We start from the raw sequence: 18,753 nt of genomic DNA on the forward strand, positions 1-18,753 counted from the left end.
GAGGTCGCTACTTGCCAATGAGCGCCTGGACGCGAAACCGCGACCAGGCGACCGCGAGAACGCGCGCTCCGACGTCAGCCGCGACCGACCGACACAATCGAAGGGAGGAGAATTCCATGAGACGATTTCTGATCAGCCTTTTGCCGGCCCTGGCGCTCATGCTTGCCGCAGGCGCTGCGAAGGCCGAAGAAGGCGGCACGTTCCGCTCGGCCATGCGCACCGGCTGCATCGAGATGGGCACGCTGCACACCACCTGCGGCCATCGGCTCGACGAGACCGTGCTGCAGGGCCTTGTCCACATAAAGTGGACGGGCGACGGCGTGCAGCCGATGCTGGCCGAAAGCTGGAAGACGCCCGACGGCGGCAAGACCTATGTCTTCAGCCTGCGCCATGGCGTCAAATGGCATGACGGCACCCCCTTCACCGCCAAGGACGTGGTGTTCAGCCTCAACCTCTACGCCAACCCGAAGGTCGGCTCGCCCTGGTCGCAGAAGCTTTCCGCCGTGGCCGGCTACAAGGCCTTCCAGGATGGCTCGGCCACCTCGCTTGCCGGGGTGAAGGCGGTGGACGACGCGACCGTGCAGATCGAACTCGACAGCGCCAAGCCGCTCTGGGTCGAGCTGCAGCTGATCGCCATCAGCATCTTTCCCGAGCACATTCTGGGCAAGGTCGCGCCCGCCGACATTAAGGGCAATGCCTTCTGGGTCAACCGGGTCGGCACCGGCCCATTCATCTGGAAGAAGTATGAGAGCGACCAGTATGTCGAGGTCGACCGCAATCCCGACTATTTCCTTGGCGCGCCCAAGCTCGACCGCATCATCTACCAGATCTACAAGGATGTGCCGCCGATCATCGCCGCGCTGGAGACGCAGGAGGTCGACGCCATGTCCTATGAGGGCGGCGGCGTGCCGATCGCCGAACTGCCCCGCCTGCAGAAGCTCGACTATCTGACCGTGCTGCCGAAATTCTCCGCCGGCCTGCCGACCTATCTGCAATTCAACCTGGAGAACAAGCGCTTCGCCGATGTGCGCGTGCGCCAGGCGATGCTCTATGCCATCGACCGCAAGGCGATCATCGAGACCGTCAAGCAGGGCGCCGGTGAAGTCCTGAACACGCTGTTCCCGCAGGACTGGGCGCGCGCCAAGGACCTCGAACCCTACGACTACAATCCCGATAAGGCCAAGCAGCTGCTCACCGACGCGGGCTGGGATGCGAGCCAGCCGGTCGACTTCATCTACTATTATTCCGACCAGATGAACGTCGACACCGTCACCGCCATCCAGAGTTATCTGGCCGCCGTCGGCGTCAACATCCAGCCGCGCCTGCTCGATCCGGCGGCGATCAACCAGATCTATGCCGACGGCAGCTTCCAGATGGGCTTCTTCGCGCAAGGCATGGGCCTCGATCCCTCGCTCGGCTCGCCTCTGGTCGTCTGCGGCGCCAAGCCGCTCGCCATGGGCTACTGCAACCCCAAGGTCGACGAACTCTTCAACAAGGGGCTTGAATCCAACGACCGCGCCACGCGCGCCGCGAGCTATCAGGAGGCCTCGCGGATCCTCAATCAGGACCTGCCCAAGGCCTGGCTTTGGAACGAGGTGCGGCCGCTCGCCTTCAACAACCGGATCGTCGGCCTGGCGCAGCACTTCAAGGAACAGCCGCTCGTGATCTTCAATCACCCGGTCTACAACGAAGTCGAGAAGTGGGAGGTGGCGAAATAGCCGCGGATATCCCTGCCGGTCGTGGGGCTCTGAGTGAGCCTCACGATCGATTGTCTCAGAACCGCCTTCAGCCCTAGGAGAGGCCGGTGCTCAGCTATCTCCTGCGAAAACTCTTGCTCAGCATCCCGGTGCTGTTCGGCGTTACCGTGATCGTCTTTGCCATCGCGCATGCCATGCCTGGCGACGCGGTGCTGGCGATGATCACGGCGGAGGCGCCGTCGAGCGAGGAGCTGATCGCCATGCGGCGCGGCGAACTCGGCCTCGACCAGCCGGTCTATGTCCAGTACCTCAACTGGATCGGCCAGATCCTGCACGGCAATCTCGGCCGCTCCTTCATCAATGGCCGCGGTGTCGGCGACATCATCGTCGAGCGGTTGCCGATTACGCTGGAGCTGATGGGTGTCGCACTGCTCGTCGCTTTCGTCATCGGCACCACGCTGGGCGTGCTCTCGGCACTCAGGCAATACAAGCTCACCGACTATTCGCTGACGCTTGCCGGCTTTGTCGGCGTCTCGATCCCGGACTTCTTCATGGGACTTTTGCTCGTTTACGTCTTTGCGCTGGAGCTGCGCTGGCTGCCGTCGTCGGGCATTTCCACGGCTGGTGAAAACTTCTCGCTCCTCGACAATCTCAGGCACCTGATCTTGCCGGCGGCGGCACTTGCCTTGTTCCGCGCCGCGATCTTCATGCGCTATGCCCGCGCCGGCATGCTCGAAGTGCTGAACCAGAGCTATATGCGCACCGCCAGGGCCAAGGGGCTCAAGCCCCGCACCATCACGCTGCGTCACGGCCTGCGCAACGCGCTGATCCCGCTGATCACCGTCTTCGGCCTCGCACTGCCGACACTGTTCGGTGGCTCGGTGGTGATCGAGACCATCTTCCAGTGGCCCGGCATCGGCCTGATGTTCATCGATTCCGTGGTGAACAGGGATAGCCCCGTGATCATGGGCTATGTGCTGATGACCGCCATCATCGTCATGCTGGCCAATCTCGCCACCGACCTCGTCTACAGCGTGCTCGACCCCAGGGTGAGCTATGACTGACGCCACCGCCGCCGATGTGACGATCGCTGCCGGCGCCTCGCGCGGCCTGTGGGGCGAGGCGGCGCGCCGCTTCCTCAACCACCGTCTGGCCACGTTCGGCCTGATCATGCTTGCCATCATCGTGCTCGCCTGTGTGCTGGCGCCGCTGATCGCCCATTACGGACCCAACGACATCGACCTCAGGGGGCGCAACCAGCCGCCCGGCGGCATGCACTGGCTGGGCACGGACGGCACCGGCCGCGACATCTTCGCCCGCATCCTCTATGGCGGCCGCATCTCACTGACGGTCGGCTTCGTCGCCGTCGCGATCTCGGCCGCGATCGGCATCTTCATCGGCTGCGTCGCCGGCTATTTCGGCGGCAAGGTCGACCTCTTGCTGATGGGCCTAGTCGACATGGTGCTGACCTTCCCGCGACTGGTCATCATCATCGCTTTCGTCGCGGTCGTCGGGCCCAGCATCTTCAACACCATGGTCGTGATCGGACTGCTGAGCTGGCCCTCCATAGCCCGCCTGACACGCGGCGAGATTCTGGCCTTGCGCAATCAGGAGTTCATCCTGGCCGCGCGCTCGCTTGGCACCTCGCCCTCGATCATCATCCTCGAACACATCCTGCCCAACGTGCTGAGCCCGATCCTGGTGGCGATCACCCTCGACGTCGCGACCGTCATCCTGCTCGAAGCTTCGCTCTCCTTCCTCGGTCTTGGCGCGCAGGCGCCGGCCGCCAGTTGGGGCAACATGCTGCGCGACGCGCGCACGCTGTCGATCCTGGAGAGCCAGCCCTGGATGTGGATCCCGCCCGGCGCGATGATCGCCATGGCCGTGCTCAGCATCAATTTCGTCGGCGATGGCCTGCGCGATGCGCTCGATCCGCAGCACATAATGGGTGGCAAATGATGAGCGCCGACAAGCTTGCCGTCGACAGGGCCGCGAAGGGGATCGGGCAGCAGGCGGTACTCTCCGTGCAGGGGCTGAGCGTCGAGTTCGGCCCGTGCGGCAACTCCGTCTATGCCGTCAATGACGTCTCCTTCGAGCTTGCCGAGGGCGAGTCTTTGGCGATCGTCGGCGAGAGCGGCTCCGGCAAGTCGGTCACCGTGCAGACGCTGATGGGCCTGATCCGCAAGCCGCCCGGCCGCGTCACCGCGGGCAGCGCGCTGTTTCGTGGCCGCGATCTGCTGGCCATGCCCGACAGCGACCTGCGCCAGGTACGCGGCCGCGACATCGCCATGATCTTCCAGGATCCGATGTCGTCGCTGAACCCGGTGCTGACCATCGGCCTGCAACTGACGGAGGCGCTGCGCGAGCACCAGGGCCTGAGCGAGGCCGAGGCCGAACGCCAGGCGCTCGACATGCTGGCGCTGGTCGGCATCGCCAACGCGCCGCAGCGCATGCGCGCCTTTCCGCATCAGTTCTCGGGCGGCCAGTTGCAGCGCATCGGCATCGCCATGGCGCTGGTGTGCAAGCCGTCGATGCTGATCGCCGACGAGCCGACCACGGCGCTCGACGTCACCATCCAGGCGCAGATTGTCGAACTGGTCGTGCGCCTGCAAAAGCAGCTCGGTATGGCGATCATCTGGATCAGCCACGACCTCAGCCTGGTCGCCGGCTTCGTCGATCGCGTCGCGGTGATGTATGCCGGCTCGATCGTTGAAAGCGCCCCGGTCGACGATTTGTTTTCGGCAACCAGGCATCCCTATACGATCGGCCTGCTCAACTCGATCCCGTCGCTGACGGCGGTAAACACCAGGCTGGTGCCGATCAAGGGCGCGCCGCCCAATGTCACACTGGCGCCGACCTTCTGTGCCTTCGCGCCGCGCTGCGACTATGCCGAAGCGCGCTGTCGCGAGCAGAAGCCGCCGCTGGAAGTTGTGGGCGCCGGCCACACCGCCGCGTGCTGGCGCTGGCGGGAGGTGGAGCGAGTGCCGCGCATGAGCGCAGCCGCTGCGGGCGAGCCCGCCGTGACCGCACCGAAGCAGGAACCGCTGCTCACCGTGACGGACCTCAAAGTGCATTTCCCGATCCGGCGCGGAGTCCTGCGACGGCAGGTCGGCGCGGTGCATGCGGTCGACGGCGTCAGCTTCGAGGTGATGCGCGGCGAGACTCTGGCGCTGGTCGGCGAAAGCGGCTGCGGCAAGTCGACGACCGGCCGCGCCGTGCTCGGCCTGGAGCGCCCAAGCGCCGGCAGCATCGTGTTCGAAGGCAGGGACTATGCGGGCGCGACAGGCGAAGAGCTGAAGCGGCGCCGCCGCGACATGCAGATGGTGTTCCAGAACCCGTTCGGCTCACTCAACCCGCGCATGACCGTCGGCCGCATCATCGGCGAAGGGCTGCGTGCGCAGAAGATCGGCACCCGCGCCTCGCGTGACGTGCGCGTCAGCGAATTGTTGGCGCTGGTGGGTCTCCGGGAAGCGCTGCGAAACCGCTATCCGTTCGAGCTCTCCGGCGGCCAGCGCCAGCGCGTCGGCATTGCCCGCGCGTTGGCGGCCAATCCGAAATTCATCATTGCCGACGAGCCGATCTCGGCGCTTGACGTCTCGATCCAGGCGCAGATCGTCAATCTGCTCGACGACCTCAAGGCGCGCCTCGGCTTGGCCTATCTGTTCGTCGGTCACGATCTGTCGATGATCCGCTATCTCAGCGACCGCGTCGCGGTGATGTATCTCGGCCGCATCGTCGAGATCGGCACCACGCCGGCAGTGTTCGGCGCACCATTGCATCCCTATACGCGGGCGCTGTTGTCGGCGATTCCGGTGCCTGATCCCAAGGCGGGCGGAACGCGCCGGCGCATCGTGCTTGGCGGTGGCGTGCCCGACCCGTCGAAGCCGCCGCCCGGTTGCCATTTCCATCCGCGCTGCCCCCTGGCGACCGAGATCTGCACCAAGACCGATCCGGCACGGCGCGATTTCGGCTCCGCCATCGCCGGCCAGCATCTCGTCGCCTGCCACCACGCTGGCGAAGCCGCATCATGACAAATCTGGAAAACCGAGGATCCCAATGACCAAGCAATTGGCGGGCATGTATGCCGCCCTGATGACCGGACTGAGCGATGCCGGCGAGTTCGATCCGCAACGCCAGCGCAACATCAACGACTATGTGCTGCGCCAGGGTCTGGCCGGTCTCTATGTCGGTGGCAGCAGCGGCGAATCCGGCTTGCTAACGGTGGACGAATTGTTGGCGCAGCAAGAAGTGGCCTTCGCCGGCGCGGGCTCAAGTGGCGTCAAGCTGATCGCCCATGTCGGCATGCCGAACCTGCGCGATTCCATCCGTCTGGCGCGGCAGGCGCAGAAGCTTGGCTATCACGCGCTGTCGGCGCTGCCGCCGCATTCCTACCCGTTCTCCGACGAGGAGGTCTTCGGCTATTACCAGGCGCTTGCGGCGGCGACGGACCTGCCGCTTATCGTCTACGAAATCCCCTTGCGCACAGGCCGGCCGCTGCCGCTTCCCCTGCTGGTTCGGCTGCTCGATCTCAAAAATGTCGTCGGCATCAAGTTCACCTCCACCGACCTCTTCAAATATTCCCTGCTGCGCAAGCGGCAGCCGCAAAAGCTCTTCTACTACGGCTTCGATGAGATCTATGCCGCCGCCGGCATGCTCGGCACCGAAGGCGGCATCGGCACAACCTACAATCTGCTTGGCAGGCTCTACGTAGCGATCGACCAGGCGGTCCGCGCTGGCGATCTTTCACGGGCGAAGGCGCTGCAGATGGTGTCGCAGGACTTCGTCGAGGCGCTGCTGGAGACCGGCGTGCTGCCGGGCATGAAGGCGGCCTTCCGCGTCATCGGCGTCGATTGCGGCCCGACCCGCGCGCCGATGGCGCCGGCGGTCACCGATGCCGAGGACCGCATGCGCGCGGTGCTCGCCCGCCCGGCGATCAAGGAGTGGCTGGTGTGAACCGAGGCTCCTTCACCACATCATGAACGACGCGACATCCGCATCCGACACCTTGCCGGCATTCACGTCGGCAATGGCTTGGTCGACGATATCAATGTCCTCGGCCACTTCATCTTCGGTCGGCGTCAGTGGCGGGATGAATTCGAGCACGTTGGCCTTCAGCCCGACATAGCTGAAGGCCGCACCCAACTCATAGCTGCGATAGACGCCATTGTCGTGGGACCGGCCTCTACCAGGAGCTCGACTTGCTGGCCGATCCCGACGAGCCACGCGACCTCTTCGGCATGCTGCTCAGGGCAGCCCAATAGGGCAGAGGCCGTGCGCAGTTGCGGCGATCCGCCATCCTGCTGAATGATCGCGGCCATTGTCAGCTTTGCCGGCGCGCGTGGAAAAATTGTTCGTCGCGGCGGCTTCGAAGGGCCGATCGTTTCTTTCTTGGCAATCTGGAGTCGATGAGACTTGCAGGCATTGCTGGCGTTGTGACCGCCGAGAGTGCACGCAAGTCCAACAGTCCTGGTTTGCGGATGGCCAAACATCCGCAGAAAACCAGGAAAGGAGCCTGATATGCCCAGAATAGTACCCGTGCTTGATCTGAGCCGCTTTGAACAAGGCGCATCGGAACGTCGGACGTTTCTGGCGGATCTGCGTTCCGCCTCGCGCGACATCGGCTTTTTCTATCTGGCTGGGGATGGCATCTCGTGGGCGGAGATCAGCGAGATGCTCACCGCATCGCGCCGCTTCTTTGCCTTGGGCGAGGCCGACAAGCTCGCGATCGACATGGTCAAGTCCTCGCAGTTCCGCGGCTATACGCGCGCCGGCGGCGAGCTGACCAAGGGCAAGGCCGATTGGCGCGAACAGCTCGACATCGGCGTCGAGCGCCAACCCATAGCGCAAGGCCCCGGAATTCCCGCCTGGACGCGGCTGCAGGGGCCGAACCAATGGCCGGCTGCGTTGCCGGAGCTTAAACCGGCCTTGCTTGCCTGGCAGGCCAAGGCAACAGCGGTGGCGATCCGGCTGCTGAAAGCTTTCGCGCTGTCGCTCGAGCAACCCGAGGATGCCTTCGACCCGATCTATCGAGACTCACCAAACCACCGCATGAAGATCGTGCGCTACCCCGGCCGCGAGGCGACCGGCGGCGACCAAGGTGTCGGCGCGCACAAGGATGGCGGTTTCCTGACGCTGCTGCTCCAGGATGACAACAAGGGGCTCCAGGTCGACTATGATGGCAGCTGGGTGGATGTGGACCCCATTCCCGGCACGCTCGTCGTCAACATCGGTGAATTGCTCGAACTGGCGTCGAACGGCTATTTGCGCGCGACCGTGCATCGCGTCGTGACGCCGCCCGCCGGCATCGAGCGCATTTCGGTGCCGTTCTTCTTCAGCAGCAAGCTCGATGCGACGATACCGCTGCTCGAATTGCCGGAGGAACTAGCGGCGCAGGCGCGCGGGCCGGCCAGCGATCCGGACAATCCGCTGTTTCGCGATGTCGGAACCAATGTGCTGAAAAGCCGGCTGCGCTCGCACCCTGACGTCGCGCGCCGCCATTACGCGGACCTGCTTCAGCCGGAAACCGGGGCGGGTTGAGCCAGTTGATACAAGAACGAACAGAATTTTTCGTAGTTCGGACCGATTTTAGAAAATCATTTGTCGTGCCCGTGCAAGGATCGGTTCAGAATGATAAATCCGTTCGGTGTTTTCCTCCCATTTCGCTGAACGGTGTTCCCCTCTGAAGGTTATGACCTTCTTTTGGCCGGGCCGTTTTCGCGCCCGGCCATTTTTCTTTCCGCCGTGCGCGTTGCCGGTGCGGCGCTGATCCGGCAGAGTTCAACATCTGCCAGCCATTGCAATCAGTGGAAGAAGGAGAGGTCTCATGACATCCAATGTCGCCGTCATTGCCGGGGCGGGCTCCGGCTTGAGCGCCTCGATCGCGCGTCTTCTCGCCAGAGAAGGGTTCCAAATCGTCCTGGCCGCCCGAGACATCGAGAAGCTCGATGCATTGCAGGTGCAAACCGGCGCGCAAGCCGTGGCAACGGATGTCTCCGACGCCACGTCGGTGGAGCGTCTGTTCGATGTCGCCGACAAAGCTGGCCCGCTTTCCCTGGTGGTTTTCAACGCCGGCGGCCGCGCCCGCGGTCCGCTGGCCGAACTCGATCCCGAGGCGGTTCGTCAGGCGCTGCTTGTCGGGGCCTATGGCGGGTTCCTGGTCGGCCAGCAGGCGGCCCGCCGGCTGATCGCTCAAGGGGCGGGCTCGATCTTCTTCACCGGAGCGACGGCAAGCGTGAAGGGGTTCGCCGACTCCGCCGGCTTTGCGATGCCCAAATTCGGATTGCGCGGGCTGGCGCAGTCCATGGCCCGTGAACTGGCGCCCAAGAACATTCACGTCGCGCATTTCATCATCGACGGCGCCATTGCCTCGGCCACGTCCGGACAGGAGTCCGAACCGCAGGATCGGGGGCTGTCGCCGGACGCGATCGCCGAGGCCTATCTCGCCATCCACCGCCAGCACCGCAGCGCCTGGACCTGGGAAATGGAACTCAGGCCGTGGGTCGAAAACTTCTGACCGGATCTGCGATCCATGCGACTTTTGCATGGCTCATGTGCACGGGCCTTGAGGAGAGTCGACATAGTGTATGGATATCACTATATAGCGGCGGCTTCGATGGCTCGCGCCTTGAAGCGCAACGTCATAAGGCGGCTGTAGCGACAGCCATTGAGATACGAAACGGACTGGAAGCCGTAAAAGGTAGAAGCAATTGCTTGGAGCGGGCAGATCCCGCCAACGGTACAGTCCTTCAGAAACAGAAAATGTTCTTCACCCCTCGAATTCCTTCGGCTCTGTGGACCCTGGACGGCTTCGGCTTGCCGTCCGGCCGCGACTCGGCTCGAATGGGAACATGCATCCTTTACGGGATGCAGACGTTTAGGATTACCAACCGGCTTTGCCGCAAGGGAATAGCAGTATGAGTGAACACGCGATCGAATTCTTGCGGGGATGGATCGGCGAAAAGGTCCATTGCCAGTCCCCGGCCAGGATCGAGAAGCAGGCCGAGACACTGGCCAGGGAATGCGCCGCCAAGGCGGCCGAGGTCGGCATACCGCTGGAGGACATCCAGGAGGAAGTCGGCGACATCCAGGAACTCATCGCTTCCCGGCTAGAGGAAGCGGCCGAGGCCGACGAAAGCCAGCAGGCTTCCAGCAAGGCCGCGGAATAGATTTTCAGGGACAACCCTGTCTGAATGCGCGGGCTTCGGCCCGCGTTTTCGTCTTTGGTACCCTTCTCAGCCAAATTTTTCTTTGAGCCACGCTTTCGGCAGGGCAGGCACGAAATTGCCATCGCGACCGGTCATGTCGTGATTGGCGACAAGAGCGTTGAGGATCGATTCCTCCACCGTCTGGATCACGGCATCGAAGAACGGGTCGATGTCCACATCGGGAATGAAATCGGCGCTGGCGATGCGGCCAGTCAGCCCCCGCGCAGCGGCAGGATTGGCGGTCGAGAAGGCGAGAAAAATGTCGCCCGAACTGTGGTAGCCGAAGCCGCCGGTCATGGCCACGCCGAGCGGCACGCGGCGTGCCAGCCGCTTCATCTGGTGCGGCAGGAAAGGCGCGTCGGTCGCGACGACGGCGATGATTGAGCCCTTTTCCGCACGCGACGTGGTTTCGCGGATCGCCGGTTCGGTGAGTTCGGAACCGGCGCGCAGGCCACGAATGGTGAAATTGTGCCGCTTGCCGAAATTCGACTGCACGAAGGCGCCGACCGTGTAGGTGCGCCCTTGCCATGCGACGATGCGCGAGGCCGTGCCGGAACCGGCCTTGAAGCCGAAAGTGATCATGCCGGTGCCGCCGCCGACGCTGCCTTCCTCGATCGGACTGCTGGCGGCGCCGTCAAGGGCTTCGGCGACATGCTCCGATGTCAGATGGTGGCCGTTGATGTCGTTGAGAAACCCGTCATAGGTCTCCGCTGCCACGGGCAAGCCCCAGGCGCTGTCGACGGCCGCCGGCAGCACTTGGTTCATCCAACGCAGCGTGCCGTCACGCGAAACCCCGCAGGAATGCGTGTTGGTGATGGTGATCGGGAAGTTGAAGGCACCGGTTTCCTCGATGATGTGCGAGCCGGTCAGTTCGCCATTGCCGTTCTGGCTGAAGATGCCGGCGAAGACCTGCGTCGCCAGTTCGTCGCGCGGCTTGGGCAGGATCGCGGTGACACCGGTGCGCACTGGTCCCTTGCCGACGACAAGCGGACCATCGCCCGATATCAGCGTCGCATAGCCGACCGCGACGCCAGGCACGTCGGTGATCGCGTTGAACGGCCCAGGCGTTCCGTCGAAGCCGATATTGAAGCTTCGCGCGCGCGGCTTGCCGGACGGCGTTGCCAGATGGTGCGGATTGTCGGTCATGCTCTTAGAACAAGGATCCCTGATTGCCGGGTTCTCTAGCCTTGCCAACTGTGGCCTTTGCAGCCGGCTTGGCAGCGGGCTTTGGCCGCGCGGCGCCGCTGGTTGCCACCGCATCCGCCGTACCGTCCGCGAATTCCAGCGAAAGCGCCATCCCAGACGCCACGTCGGCGGCCTGCTTGATGACGGCGCCGTCGGCATCCTTAACCAGCGCGAAGCCGCGCGCCAGGACGGCCTTGTGCGAAAGCGTCGCCATCAGCCGGTCGGCCTGGATGATGCGGCCGCGCAACCGCTCCAGCCTGAGCAGCATCGCCTGACCGCCGCGTCTCGTCAAAGCCGACAGCATATCCCTCTGCACACGTTGCCGCCGGGCTGTCGGCTCGATCGTGATGCGGCCCTGCAGCAAAGCCAGTTGCTGTCTGTGCCGCTGCAACGACGCCTTGGCGCATTTTGGCAACTGGTCCGCGGCACGATTGAGCTCCGCGCGCCGGCTTCTCGCCAGGGTGCGCAGCGCCCACTGCGCGCGCAAAAGGTTACGGTCGTTGGTGCGCCGCGCCTCGGCAATCCGCTGCGACAGCATTGCCGGCGTCAATTTTACGGCGAAGAATCGTGCCCGCTTGCGCTCGGTGGAAACCATCAGGCCACGACCGAGCCTCGATGTCGCCTCGTCCAGGCGCCGGCGCGGCAACGCCAGCAATTGATCGGGCGAGGGCAGCGCACGCGCCGCCGCACGGGCTGCCTGACGCTTGCGTTCGAAATTGCGCAGCACCGCGGCCTTGAGCCGTGCGCCGAGGCTGGCCAGCGTCGCTTCGAGGTCAGCCTTCACCGGCACGGCGATTTCGGCCGCGCCCGTCGGTGTCGGCGCCCGCACATCCGCGACAAGGTCGATCAGCGTCCAGTCGGTTTCATGCCCGACGGCCGAAATCACCGGAATGTCGGAGGCGGCGACTGCGCGGGCGAGCGCCTCGTCGTTGAAGCCCCACAGATCTTCCAGGCTGCCGCCGCCGCGCGCGACGATCAGCAGATCGGGGCGCTGGATGGGGCTGTCCCACGCCAGCGCGTTGAAACCGGTGACGGCATTGGTCACTTCCGCACTCGCCGTGTCGCCCTGCACGCGCACCGGCCAGACCAGTACATGCAGCGGAAAGCGGTCCTTGATGCGGTGGATGATGTCGCGGATGACGGACCCGGTCGGCGAGGTGACGACGCCGATGGTGCACGGCATGAATGGCAGCCGGCGCTTGCGGCCGGCGTCGAAAAGCCCTTCAGCCTGCAGCCGGCGCTTGCGCTCCTCCAGCAGGGCCATCAGCGCCCCGGCGCCAGCCGGCTCCAGATTGTCGATGACGATCTGGTAGTTGGACTTGCCGGGATAGGTGGTGAGCTTGCCGGTGGCGATCACCTCCATCCCCTCTTCGGGACGGAATTTCAGCCGGCTCATCGTGCCTTTCCACACCACGGCGTCGAGCCGCGCGCGGTCGTCCTTCAGTGCGAAATAGGCATGGCCGGAGGAATGCGGCCCACGATAGCCCGAGATTTCGCCGCGCACCCGCACATTGCCGAAGACGTCCTCGACCGTGCGCTTCAGCGCGCCCGAAATCTCGCTCACCGTGTATTCGGTGGCGTTGGAGCGTGATTCGGATGCTGCTTCGCTCATCCGGTGATTGGGGGCTGGTTGAGCGCCGACGTCAAGGCGGCCATGTCAGTCCCGATATTCATGACCCGCATCCTACCAGCCGGGCACGATCTGGTTTGCCTTGCTCCGCTTCATCTTGGCGAAGGCGAGGGCCGCGAAGTCGAACGTTCCCGTGTCCTCGCCGAGCGGGATCGAGATGTTGTCCAGGCTTTCCGAGATGTGGCGGGCAAGCGCATCGACGATTTCGGGTCGTGAGGTCTGGCCGCGCATGATGCCGATGCGGCAGTCGGGCAGGGCGCCGAAGCCGTCGGCTTCACCCAGCACCCGCATGCCGGGCCTGAGCGCGCATTCCGGCAGCACCGAAATCGCCAGGCCCGAAAGCACGGCCGCGGTGATCACGGTTGCCGAGAAACTGGTGAACAGGATGCGGTAGTCGCGGTTCTGCTGGTCCAGAACGTCGACGGCGGCGCGCCTCCAGATGCAGTTCGGCCGGCCGAAGGCCATCGGCAGCGTTTCCTGTTCATGCGTCGCATGGTTGGCCGAGGAGACCCACAGCAGCGGTTCACGCCGCACCACCTCCGATTGGCCGCGCACATCATTGTGTGTCACCAGCGCCAGGTCGAGATTGCCGCGCTTGATGTGCTCGACCAGCCCCGGCGTCGGTTCGCAGATGACGGTCAGTTCGACGCGCGGATTGGAGCGGGTGAAGCGTGCCATGATCTCCGGCAGGAAACGGTCGGCATAGTCGTCCGGCGTGCCGATGCGGATCGTGCCTTCGAGCCGCTGGTCGTCGAAGGCGGCGAGCGTCTCGCGGTTGAGATAGAGCAGCCGTCTTGCGTAGGAGAGCAGCTTGTCGCCTTCCTCCGTCAGCCTGTTGCTGCGCCCCTCCTTCTCGAACAGAGGCTTGCCGATCCGTTCCTCCAGCCGGCGCATCTGCATCGACACCGCCGACTGGGTGCGGTGCACTTCTTCCGCTGCACGGGTGAAGCTGCCGGTATCGGCGATCGAGATGAAGGTCTGCAATTGATCGAGATCGAGCGGCGCTTTCATCGACGTGATCCATCACTAGTGTTGATGCCAAAGATTAGAAACATTCGTTGGATTAATCAATCGATCGATGGCAAATTGGCATTGTCCACATGAAGGCATGTGAATCGAAGCCGGAACGGCCGCTGTCATCAGCGCCGATCGTCGGGTTTCGCCCGTTCGAGTCTGAAGGAGACCGACATGACCACGATCGATTTCGCCACCGAGACCTCGCGCATCACTTCGCGTCCGGCCGTTGCGACGCGCGTGGCCAACACCGTCTCCAACGCCTACCGCGCCTGGAAAAATCGCCGCGCCTTCTACCGCCTTGGCGAGATGTCGGACGCCGAACTCGCCGATATCGGCCTGACGCGCGCCGACTTGCATGTCGCAATCGACGTGCCGTTTGGCCGCGACCCGACGGCGATCCTGCGTGAGATCGCCAGCGATCGCGTTGAAACGATCGAGGACATCGCCCGCAAGGTGGCCTGATTGCTGAGTTTCGGTCCCGTTGAACCTTTTTGCGGCTCAGCGCGACCAAGGTTCATGCAGGCTTCCCACTCCCTGCCGGTTCCCCGCCGGCCTGCCTGCACGCTGCCCGGTCCTCCCAAGGACCGGGCTTTCTTTTTTGCTCAGGCGAATGCCAGCTTTCGCGATGGTTTTGGTATCGATCTGCCGAGATCATGCGCGGCCTCTATCCAGGACGCTATGGCATCTTGAACATTTGCGATGACCTCTTCGGGAGTCTCACCGTCGCTCATGCAACCAGGAAGATCTGGTACAAGGGCTGAAAACCCACCTCCGTCTTCGATCGCAAGCGGCGCGATGATGACCGGATATTCAAGTCTGTCCGTCATGTCTCTTTGCCTCGTCGATGAATGTTACGAGTTTCCGGATATTGCGGCGCATCTGCTCCAGCCGTTTGCTCATGGATTTGTCTCGGACGTTGAACTGCTATCGCCGGTCCATGTCGCGCTTGAACTGGTCGAAGATCGTTTCCACGCCCTTCTGGTAGTCGTCGCGCTGCTGGGCGCCGGTTTCGAACATCTTGCCGAAAATGTCGTCGAACGGATTCCTTGGCCGGCCGCTTGGATTGGCCGGCGGCTGTGGGGTCTGGCGCTGCTGCGGTTGCGGTGCCTGAGGTTGCGGCGCCGGCTGCCCGCCCGGCATGCCACCGAAGCCGCCGCCTTGCCGCAGCATCTCCTCGAAGATTTTCCCCAGCGGGTTGTCGCCGTAGGGGCTCTGTGTCTGCTGTGGCTGGGGTCGACCTTGTGGTTGCTGCGGCGCGCCGCCACCGAACATGTCCTGCAGCACCTTGCCGAGCGGATTGTCGCCATAGGGATTGGGTGCCGGCTGCGGCTGGCTTTGTGGTTGCGCTGAGCCGCCGCCGAACATGTCCTGCAAGACCTTGCCGAGCGGGTTGTCCATCTGAGGCGGCGGTGCCTGGCGCTGTTGCGGCGCCGGCGCCTGCATGCCGCCCTGCCGCATCATCTGCTCGATGATCTCGCCCAGCGGATTGTTGCCGCCGCCACCAAGACCAGCCGCGGCCTGCATTTGATTTGTCGTCTGCTTGAACAGTCCGCCCATCACCATCGAGGCGATCGCGGGCAGCATCTTCTGCAGGACCTGCTGGCTGACGCCGCTCGCCTGCGCCGCCTGGCTGGCCACGGCGCGCGACAGGTCCTTCGAACCGAACAGATGTCCCAGAATGCCGTTGCCTTCATCGACGCCTTGCGGGGAGAAGGCGCGTGTCGCGTCCTCGAAATACTTGGCGTGCTGGCCGCTTGCCATCGCCGTCATGAAGGCGCCGAGCCCATAGGGATCGGCGGTGTTGCGCTGCAACCCTTGTGAAAAGGCCGGCAACAGTGCGGCGACCGCCGCCTGTGTCTGCTGTAGCGAAAGCCCGTATTGCTGGGCAAGCGCCTGCATGCCATTGCCGTTCTGGGCCTGCGTCAGCATGTCGAACAAGGTGGGCATCGGCTTCTCCTCCGGGAAATCCTCGAAAGAGAGCCTAATTCGTTTCAATGCCCGATTGAAGCTACTTTTGCCGTGGCCATCGCCCGCGGTTAATAGGCATATTCCATGAATACCGGCTCGATCGAGCCGCCCCAGCGCGTGTGATAGGCCGACAGCATCTCCTCGGCGCTGGTGGTGCCGCGCGCCACAACTTCATCGAGTGTGTTGAGGAACGAGGTTTCGTCGTAGCCGTCGCGATTCTTCTTGCCGCGGTTCTTCAGCCCGGTGCGCGAAATGGCCATGACGTCGCGCGCGATCTCGCGCAGCGTGGTGTTGCGGAAGGGCGCGGAAATACCGAGCTCCGGCACGGCGTTGCGCATGGCCAGCACTTCCTTGTAGGTCCAGCTCGACGTCAACGCCTCGGCCGCGTCGAGTGCTGCCTCGTCATAAAGCAGCCCGACCCAGAAGGCCGGCAGCGCGCAGATGCGCCGCCAGGGACCGCCATCGGCGCCGCGCATTTCCAGGAAACGCTTCAGCCGAACGTCTGGGAACAAAGTCGACAGATGGTTCGCCCAATCGCCCATCGTCGGCAGGCCGTCCGGCACTTCGTTACGCGCGGCACCGGCCATGAACTGGCGGAAGGTGATGTGCGTCATGTCATAATAGTGGCCGTCACGGATGACGAAATACATCGGCACGTCGAGCGCCCATTCGACATAGTCGGCAAAGCCGAAATCCGGCGAGAAGCAGAATTCGAGCAGGCCGGAGCGCTGGTTGTCGGTGTCGCGCCAGATGTCGCCGCGCCAGCTCTGCAGCCCGTTCGGCCGGCTGTCGGTGAAGGGCGAGTTGGCGAACAGCGCCGTCGACAGCGGCTGCAGTTTCAGCGACACCTGCATCTTGCGCCGCATGTCGGTCTCGCTCTCGAAGTCGAGGTTCACCTGGATCGTGCAGGTGCGGTACATCATGTCGAGGCCCTTGGTGCCGACCTTGGGCATGTAGCGCGTCATGATCTCATAGCGCGACTTCGGCATTTTCGGCGTCTCGGCCAGCGACCATTTCGGGCTGCCGCCGAGGCCAAGGAAGCGGATGCCCATCGGCTCGGCGATCTCGCGCACCTGCGCCAGGTGGGCGTTGCCTTCGCGGCAGGTCTGGTGGATGGACTCCAGCGGCGCACCGGAGAGCTCGAATTGTCCGCCGGGCTCAAGGGAAATCGCGCCCTGGCCGGTCGGCTCGACCAGACCGATGATGCGGCCGGCATCCATGATCGGATCCCAGCCCAGCTTGTTCTGCATGCCTTCTAGGATGGCGCGGATGCCGCGCTCGCCGCCGTAAGGCACCGGTGCGTTGCCATCGACATAGAACGGGAATTTTTCGTGCTCGGTGCCGATGCGCCATTTTTCACGCGGCTTGTTGCCTTCGGCCAGGTGCTCGACAAGCTCGTCTACGCTTTCGATGGGCCGGAAATCGGTTGTGTCGCGCGCCATTTTCAAGCCCTCAAAGGCGGTTGGACCACCGCCGGCGCTAAATGGACGAAATGTCAGTAGCCGATCAAGCGAAAAATCCTGAGCCACAGGTCAAGAGGAATTGAAGGCCACTGCCCGCAAGCACCTCTTGCGAGAGACAACGTCCTACCAGTCGCCGATTGTTGCCTGCATCGCCGCAAGCGCCGCCACGGCCGCCGTGTCGGCGCGCAGGATACGCGGCCCGAGCGGGATGGCGGTCACGAAGGGAAGCGCCCGCAACGTCTTACGCTCCTCGTCGGAAAAGCCGCCCTCGGGCCCGACCAGCAGGGCGAGCTTTTTCTCCTTTACCGCCTGCAAGGCAGGCAACGGGTTGTTGGTCGAGGCGTCCTCGTCGCAGAAGATCAGCCGCCTTTCCTTGTCCCAGCCGATCAGCAGGCGCTCGAATTTTTCCGCCTCGCGAACCTCCGGCACCGCCAGGATGCCGCATTGTTCGGCGGCCTCGACGACATTGGCGCGCAGGCGATCGATCGACGGTTTTGCCACCTGCGTGTGCTGGGTGATGACCGGCTGCAAGATGCCGGCGCCCATCTCGACCGCTTTCTGCACGAGATAATCGAGCCGGCCTTGCTTCAGCGGTGCGAAACAATAGATGAGATCGGGCAAAGGCGGCTGCGGTCTTTGCGGTGCCAGTACCTTCAGCCGCACCGACCGCTTTGATTTCGCTGATATCGCCGCCGACCACTCGCCGTCGCGGCCATTGAAGACAAGGATCTCGGTGCCTTCGGCGAGCCGCAGCACATGCAGGAGATAATGGCTCTGCTGCTGGCCGGGTTCGAACTCGATGTCTGGTCCGAGGTCATCGGGCACGAACAGACGTTGCATCTTGTAGTTGGCGCGCATGGCCGAGGAATGGGCGAGGCGGCTGCCGGCGTCAAGCCTTGGCGGAAGGATGCCACACGGGTTGAAAGCCATGGCGCAGGACGGCAAGCGTCGTTTCCGGGGTCAGCAGCACAAGCGTCTCGTCCTCGAACCGATCAAGGCTGGTTGGCGGGCCATATCCGGCAAAAGCCCATGGCAATGCCTCGCCGTGGCGCAAGGCGTACGCGCTGCCGCCAGCCGCGATCATCGCACCGTTGGGCAGGCGGGCAAGCGCGTCCATTGCGACCGCAGGCCGTTTGCCGCCGGAAGCCAGCCGCTCCTTGTGCAGTCGCTTGTCGACCTGCGGCGCGCGCGGCTCGGCAATACCGAAGGCTTGGCCGAAGCGGGCGACAAAATCCCTGGCCCGTTCGCGCTGGCAAAAGAAGCAGGGGCGATGCCCGGCGGCGAGCGCCGTCACCTCGTCGAGAAAGAACAGCTCGGTCCAGCCGGCCTTGCCACCGGCCCGGTTGCGGCCCATCGGCTCGCGCCGCACATTGCGGAATTGGCATACGCAGATGATCCAGGCCTGAAGCGCCCAGCGCTTTTTCAGGAGAGTCTTTGTCGCGGGGTCGTGGATGATGCCGCGATTGCCGGTGAACAGGCCGCGCTCCGGCACGGCGTGGATGGCGCCGAACGGATCGACCCGGTTCTGCAGTGGCATAGTTTTCTCCGCGCGCCCGTATCTTGGCTGAAATGCCGGCGTCATGATATCG

General features: G+C 64.0%; 18 protein-coding genes. 9 read left to right on the forward strand and 9 right to left on the reverse strand.

What is annotated here, in order from left to right; genetic code table 11:
- Nucleotides 1-116 precede the first annotated feature (116 nt).
- From O7A60_RS17705 to O7A60_RS17725, 5 genes are all read left to right on the forward strand, one after another.
- Nucleotides 117-1,718, forward strand: a complete 1,602-nt coding sequence (locus O7A60_RS17705; protein ID WP_337107329.1) for an ABC transporter substrate-binding protein — start codon at nucleotides 117-119, stop codon at nucleotides 1,716-1,718.
- An 86-nt stretch (nucleotides 1,719-1,804) separates the two neighbouring features.
- Nucleotides 1,805-2,761: an ABC transporter permease gene (locus tag O7A60_RS17710; RefSeq protein ID WP_337107330.1), complete on the forward strand. Its 957-nt coding sequence runs from the start codon at nucleotides 1,805-1,807 to the stop codon at nucleotides 2,759-2,761.
- The gene (opp4C, locus tag O7A60_RS17715; protein WP_337107331.1) at nucleotides 2,754-3,656 is read left to right on the forward strand and encodes an oligopeptide ABC transporter permease; all 903 of its coding nucleotides are present in this window, start codon (nucleotides 2,754-2,756) and stop codon (nucleotides 3,654-3,656) included. Before O7A60_RS17710 ends, opp4C begins: the two co-directional genes overlap by 8 nt.
- Nucleotides 3,656-5,728 carry an ABC transporter ATP-binding protein gene (locus O7A60_RS17720; RefSeq protein WP_337107332.1) on the forward strand — a complete coding sequence of 691 codons (2,073 nt, stop codon included), beginning with the start codon at nucleotides 3,656-3,658 and terminating at the stop codon, nucleotides 5,726-5,728. The genes opp4C and O7A60_RS17720 overlap by 1 nt, the downstream gene beginning before the upstream one ends.
- A 25-nt stretch (nucleotides 5,729-5,753) precedes the next feature.
- A complete protein-coding gene (locus O7A60_RS17725) occupies nucleotides 5,754-6,650 on the forward strand; it encodes a dihydrodipicolinate synthase family protein (RefSeq protein WP_337107333.1) in 897 nt (298 codons plus the stop codon).
- A gap of 12 nt (nucleotides 6,651-6,662) precedes the next feature.
- On the opposite strand, the gene O7A60_RS17730 is transcribed toward O7A60_RS17725, so the two are convergent.
- Complete coding sequence (locus tag O7A60_RS17730) at nucleotides 6,663-6,839, reverse strand: hypothetical protein (protein WP_337107334.1); 177 nt, start codon at nucleotides 6,837-6,839, stop codon at nucleotides 6,663-6,665.
- 375 nt (nucleotides 6,840-7,214) lie between these two features.
- On the opposite strand from O7A60_RS17730, the gene O7A60_RS17735 reads away from it, so the two are divergent.
- The 3 genes from O7A60_RS17735 (at nucleotide 7,215) to O7A60_RS17745 (ending at nucleotide 9,862) form a co-directional block, all read left to right on the forward strand.
- Nucleotides 7,215-8,234, forward strand: a complete 1,020-nt coding sequence (locus tag O7A60_RS17735; RefSeq protein ID WP_337107335.1) for an isopenicillin N synthase family dioxygenase — start codon at nucleotides 7,215-7,217, stop codon at nucleotides 8,232-8,234.
- Between the two features lie 286 nt (nucleotides 8,235-8,520).
- Nucleotides 8,521-9,210, forward strand: a complete 690-nt coding sequence (locus O7A60_RS17740; RefSeq protein WP_337107336.1) for an SDR family NAD(P)-dependent oxidoreductase — start codon at nucleotides 8,521-8,523, stop codon at nucleotides 9,208-9,210.
- Nucleotides 9,211-9,610: 400 nt separating this feature from the next.
- The gene (locus tag O7A60_RS17745) at nucleotides 9,611-9,862 is read left to right on the forward strand and encodes a DUF768 domain-containing protein (RefSeq protein WP_027146174.1); all 252 of its coding nucleotides are present in this window, start codon (nucleotides 9,611-9,613) and stop codon (nucleotides 9,860-9,862) included.
- A 66-nt stretch (nucleotides 9,863-9,928) separates the two neighbouring features.
- On the opposite strand, the gene O7A60_RS17750 is transcribed toward O7A60_RS17745, so the two are convergent.
- From O7A60_RS17750 to O7A60_RS17760, 3 genes are all read right to left on the reverse strand, one after another.
- A complete protein-coding gene (locus O7A60_RS17750; RefSeq protein WP_337107337.1) occupies nucleotides 9,929-11,047 on the reverse strand; it encodes a DmpA family aminopeptidase in 1,119 nt (372 codons plus the stop codon).
- Between the two features lie 4 nt (nucleotides 11,048-11,051).
- Nucleotides 11,052-12,698, reverse strand: a complete 1,647-nt coding sequence (gene xseA, locus O7A60_RS17755; protein WP_337107338.1) for an exodeoxyribonuclease VII large subunit — start codon at nucleotides 12,696-12,698, stop codon at nucleotides 11,052-11,054.
- A 72-nt stretch (nucleotides 12,699-12,770) separates the two neighbouring features.
- Nucleotides 12,771-13,727, reverse strand: coding sequence for a LysR substrate-binding domain-containing protein (locus O7A60_RS17760; protein ID WP_337107339.1), 957 nt, complete (start codon nucleotides 13,725-13,727; stop codon nucleotides 12,771-12,773).
- 177 nt (nucleotides 13,728-13,904) lie between these two features.
- Here O7A60_RS17760 and O7A60_RS17765 point away from each other — a divergent pair, with 177 nt between their 5' ends.
- The gene (locus O7A60_RS17765; RefSeq protein ID WP_224570360.1) at nucleotides 13,905-14,195 is read left to right on the forward strand and encodes a DUF1127 domain-containing protein; all 291 of its coding nucleotides are present in this window, start codon (nucleotides 13,905-13,907) and stop codon (nucleotides 14,193-14,195) included.
- A gap of 140 nt (nucleotides 14,196-14,335) precedes the next feature.
- Here the strand turns inward: O7A60_RS17765 and O7A60_RS17770 are convergent, their stop codons facing one another.
- From O7A60_RS17770 to O7A60_RS17790, 5 genes are all read right to left on the reverse strand, one after another.
- Entirely contained in the window at nucleotides 14,336-14,560 is a 225-nt protein-coding gene (locus O7A60_RS17770) for a type II toxin-antitoxin system HicB family antitoxin (protein ID WP_337107340.1), read from the reverse strand.
- A gap of 97 nt (nucleotides 14,561-14,657) precedes the next feature.
- Complete coding sequence (locus O7A60_RS17775; protein ID WP_337107341.1) at nucleotides 14,658-15,680, reverse strand: DUF937 domain-containing protein; 1,023 nt, start codon at nucleotides 15,678-15,680, stop codon at nucleotides 14,658-14,660.
- Between the two features lie 89 nt (nucleotides 15,681-15,769).
- Entirely contained in the window at nucleotides 15,770-17,143 is a 1,374-nt protein-coding gene (locus O7A60_RS17780; RefSeq protein ID WP_337107342.1) for a glutamate--cysteine ligase, read from the reverse strand.
- 144 nt (nucleotides 17,144-17,287) lie between these two features.
- On the reverse strand, nucleotides 17,288-18,022 hold the full coding sequence (locus tag O7A60_RS17785) for a 16S rRNA (uracil(1498)-N(3))-methyltransferase (protein WP_337107393.1): 735 nt from the start codon (nucleotides 18,020-18,022) through the stop codon (nucleotides 17,288-17,290).
- A 31-nt stretch (nucleotides 18,023-18,053) separates the two neighbouring features.
- Nucleotides 18,054-18,701, reverse strand: a complete 648-nt coding sequence (locus O7A60_RS17790) for a hypothetical protein (RefSeq protein WP_337107343.1) — start codon at nucleotides 18,699-18,701, stop codon at nucleotides 18,054-18,056.
- Nucleotides 18,702-18,753: the final 52 nt, after the last annotated feature.

The sequence above is a fragment of the Mesorhizobium salmacidum (SeqCode) genome (assembly GCF_037179605.1).
Classification (GTDB): domain Bacteria; phylum Pseudomonadota; class Alphaproteobacteria; order Rhizobiales; family Rhizobiaceae; genus Mesorhizobium; species Mesorhizobium salmacidum.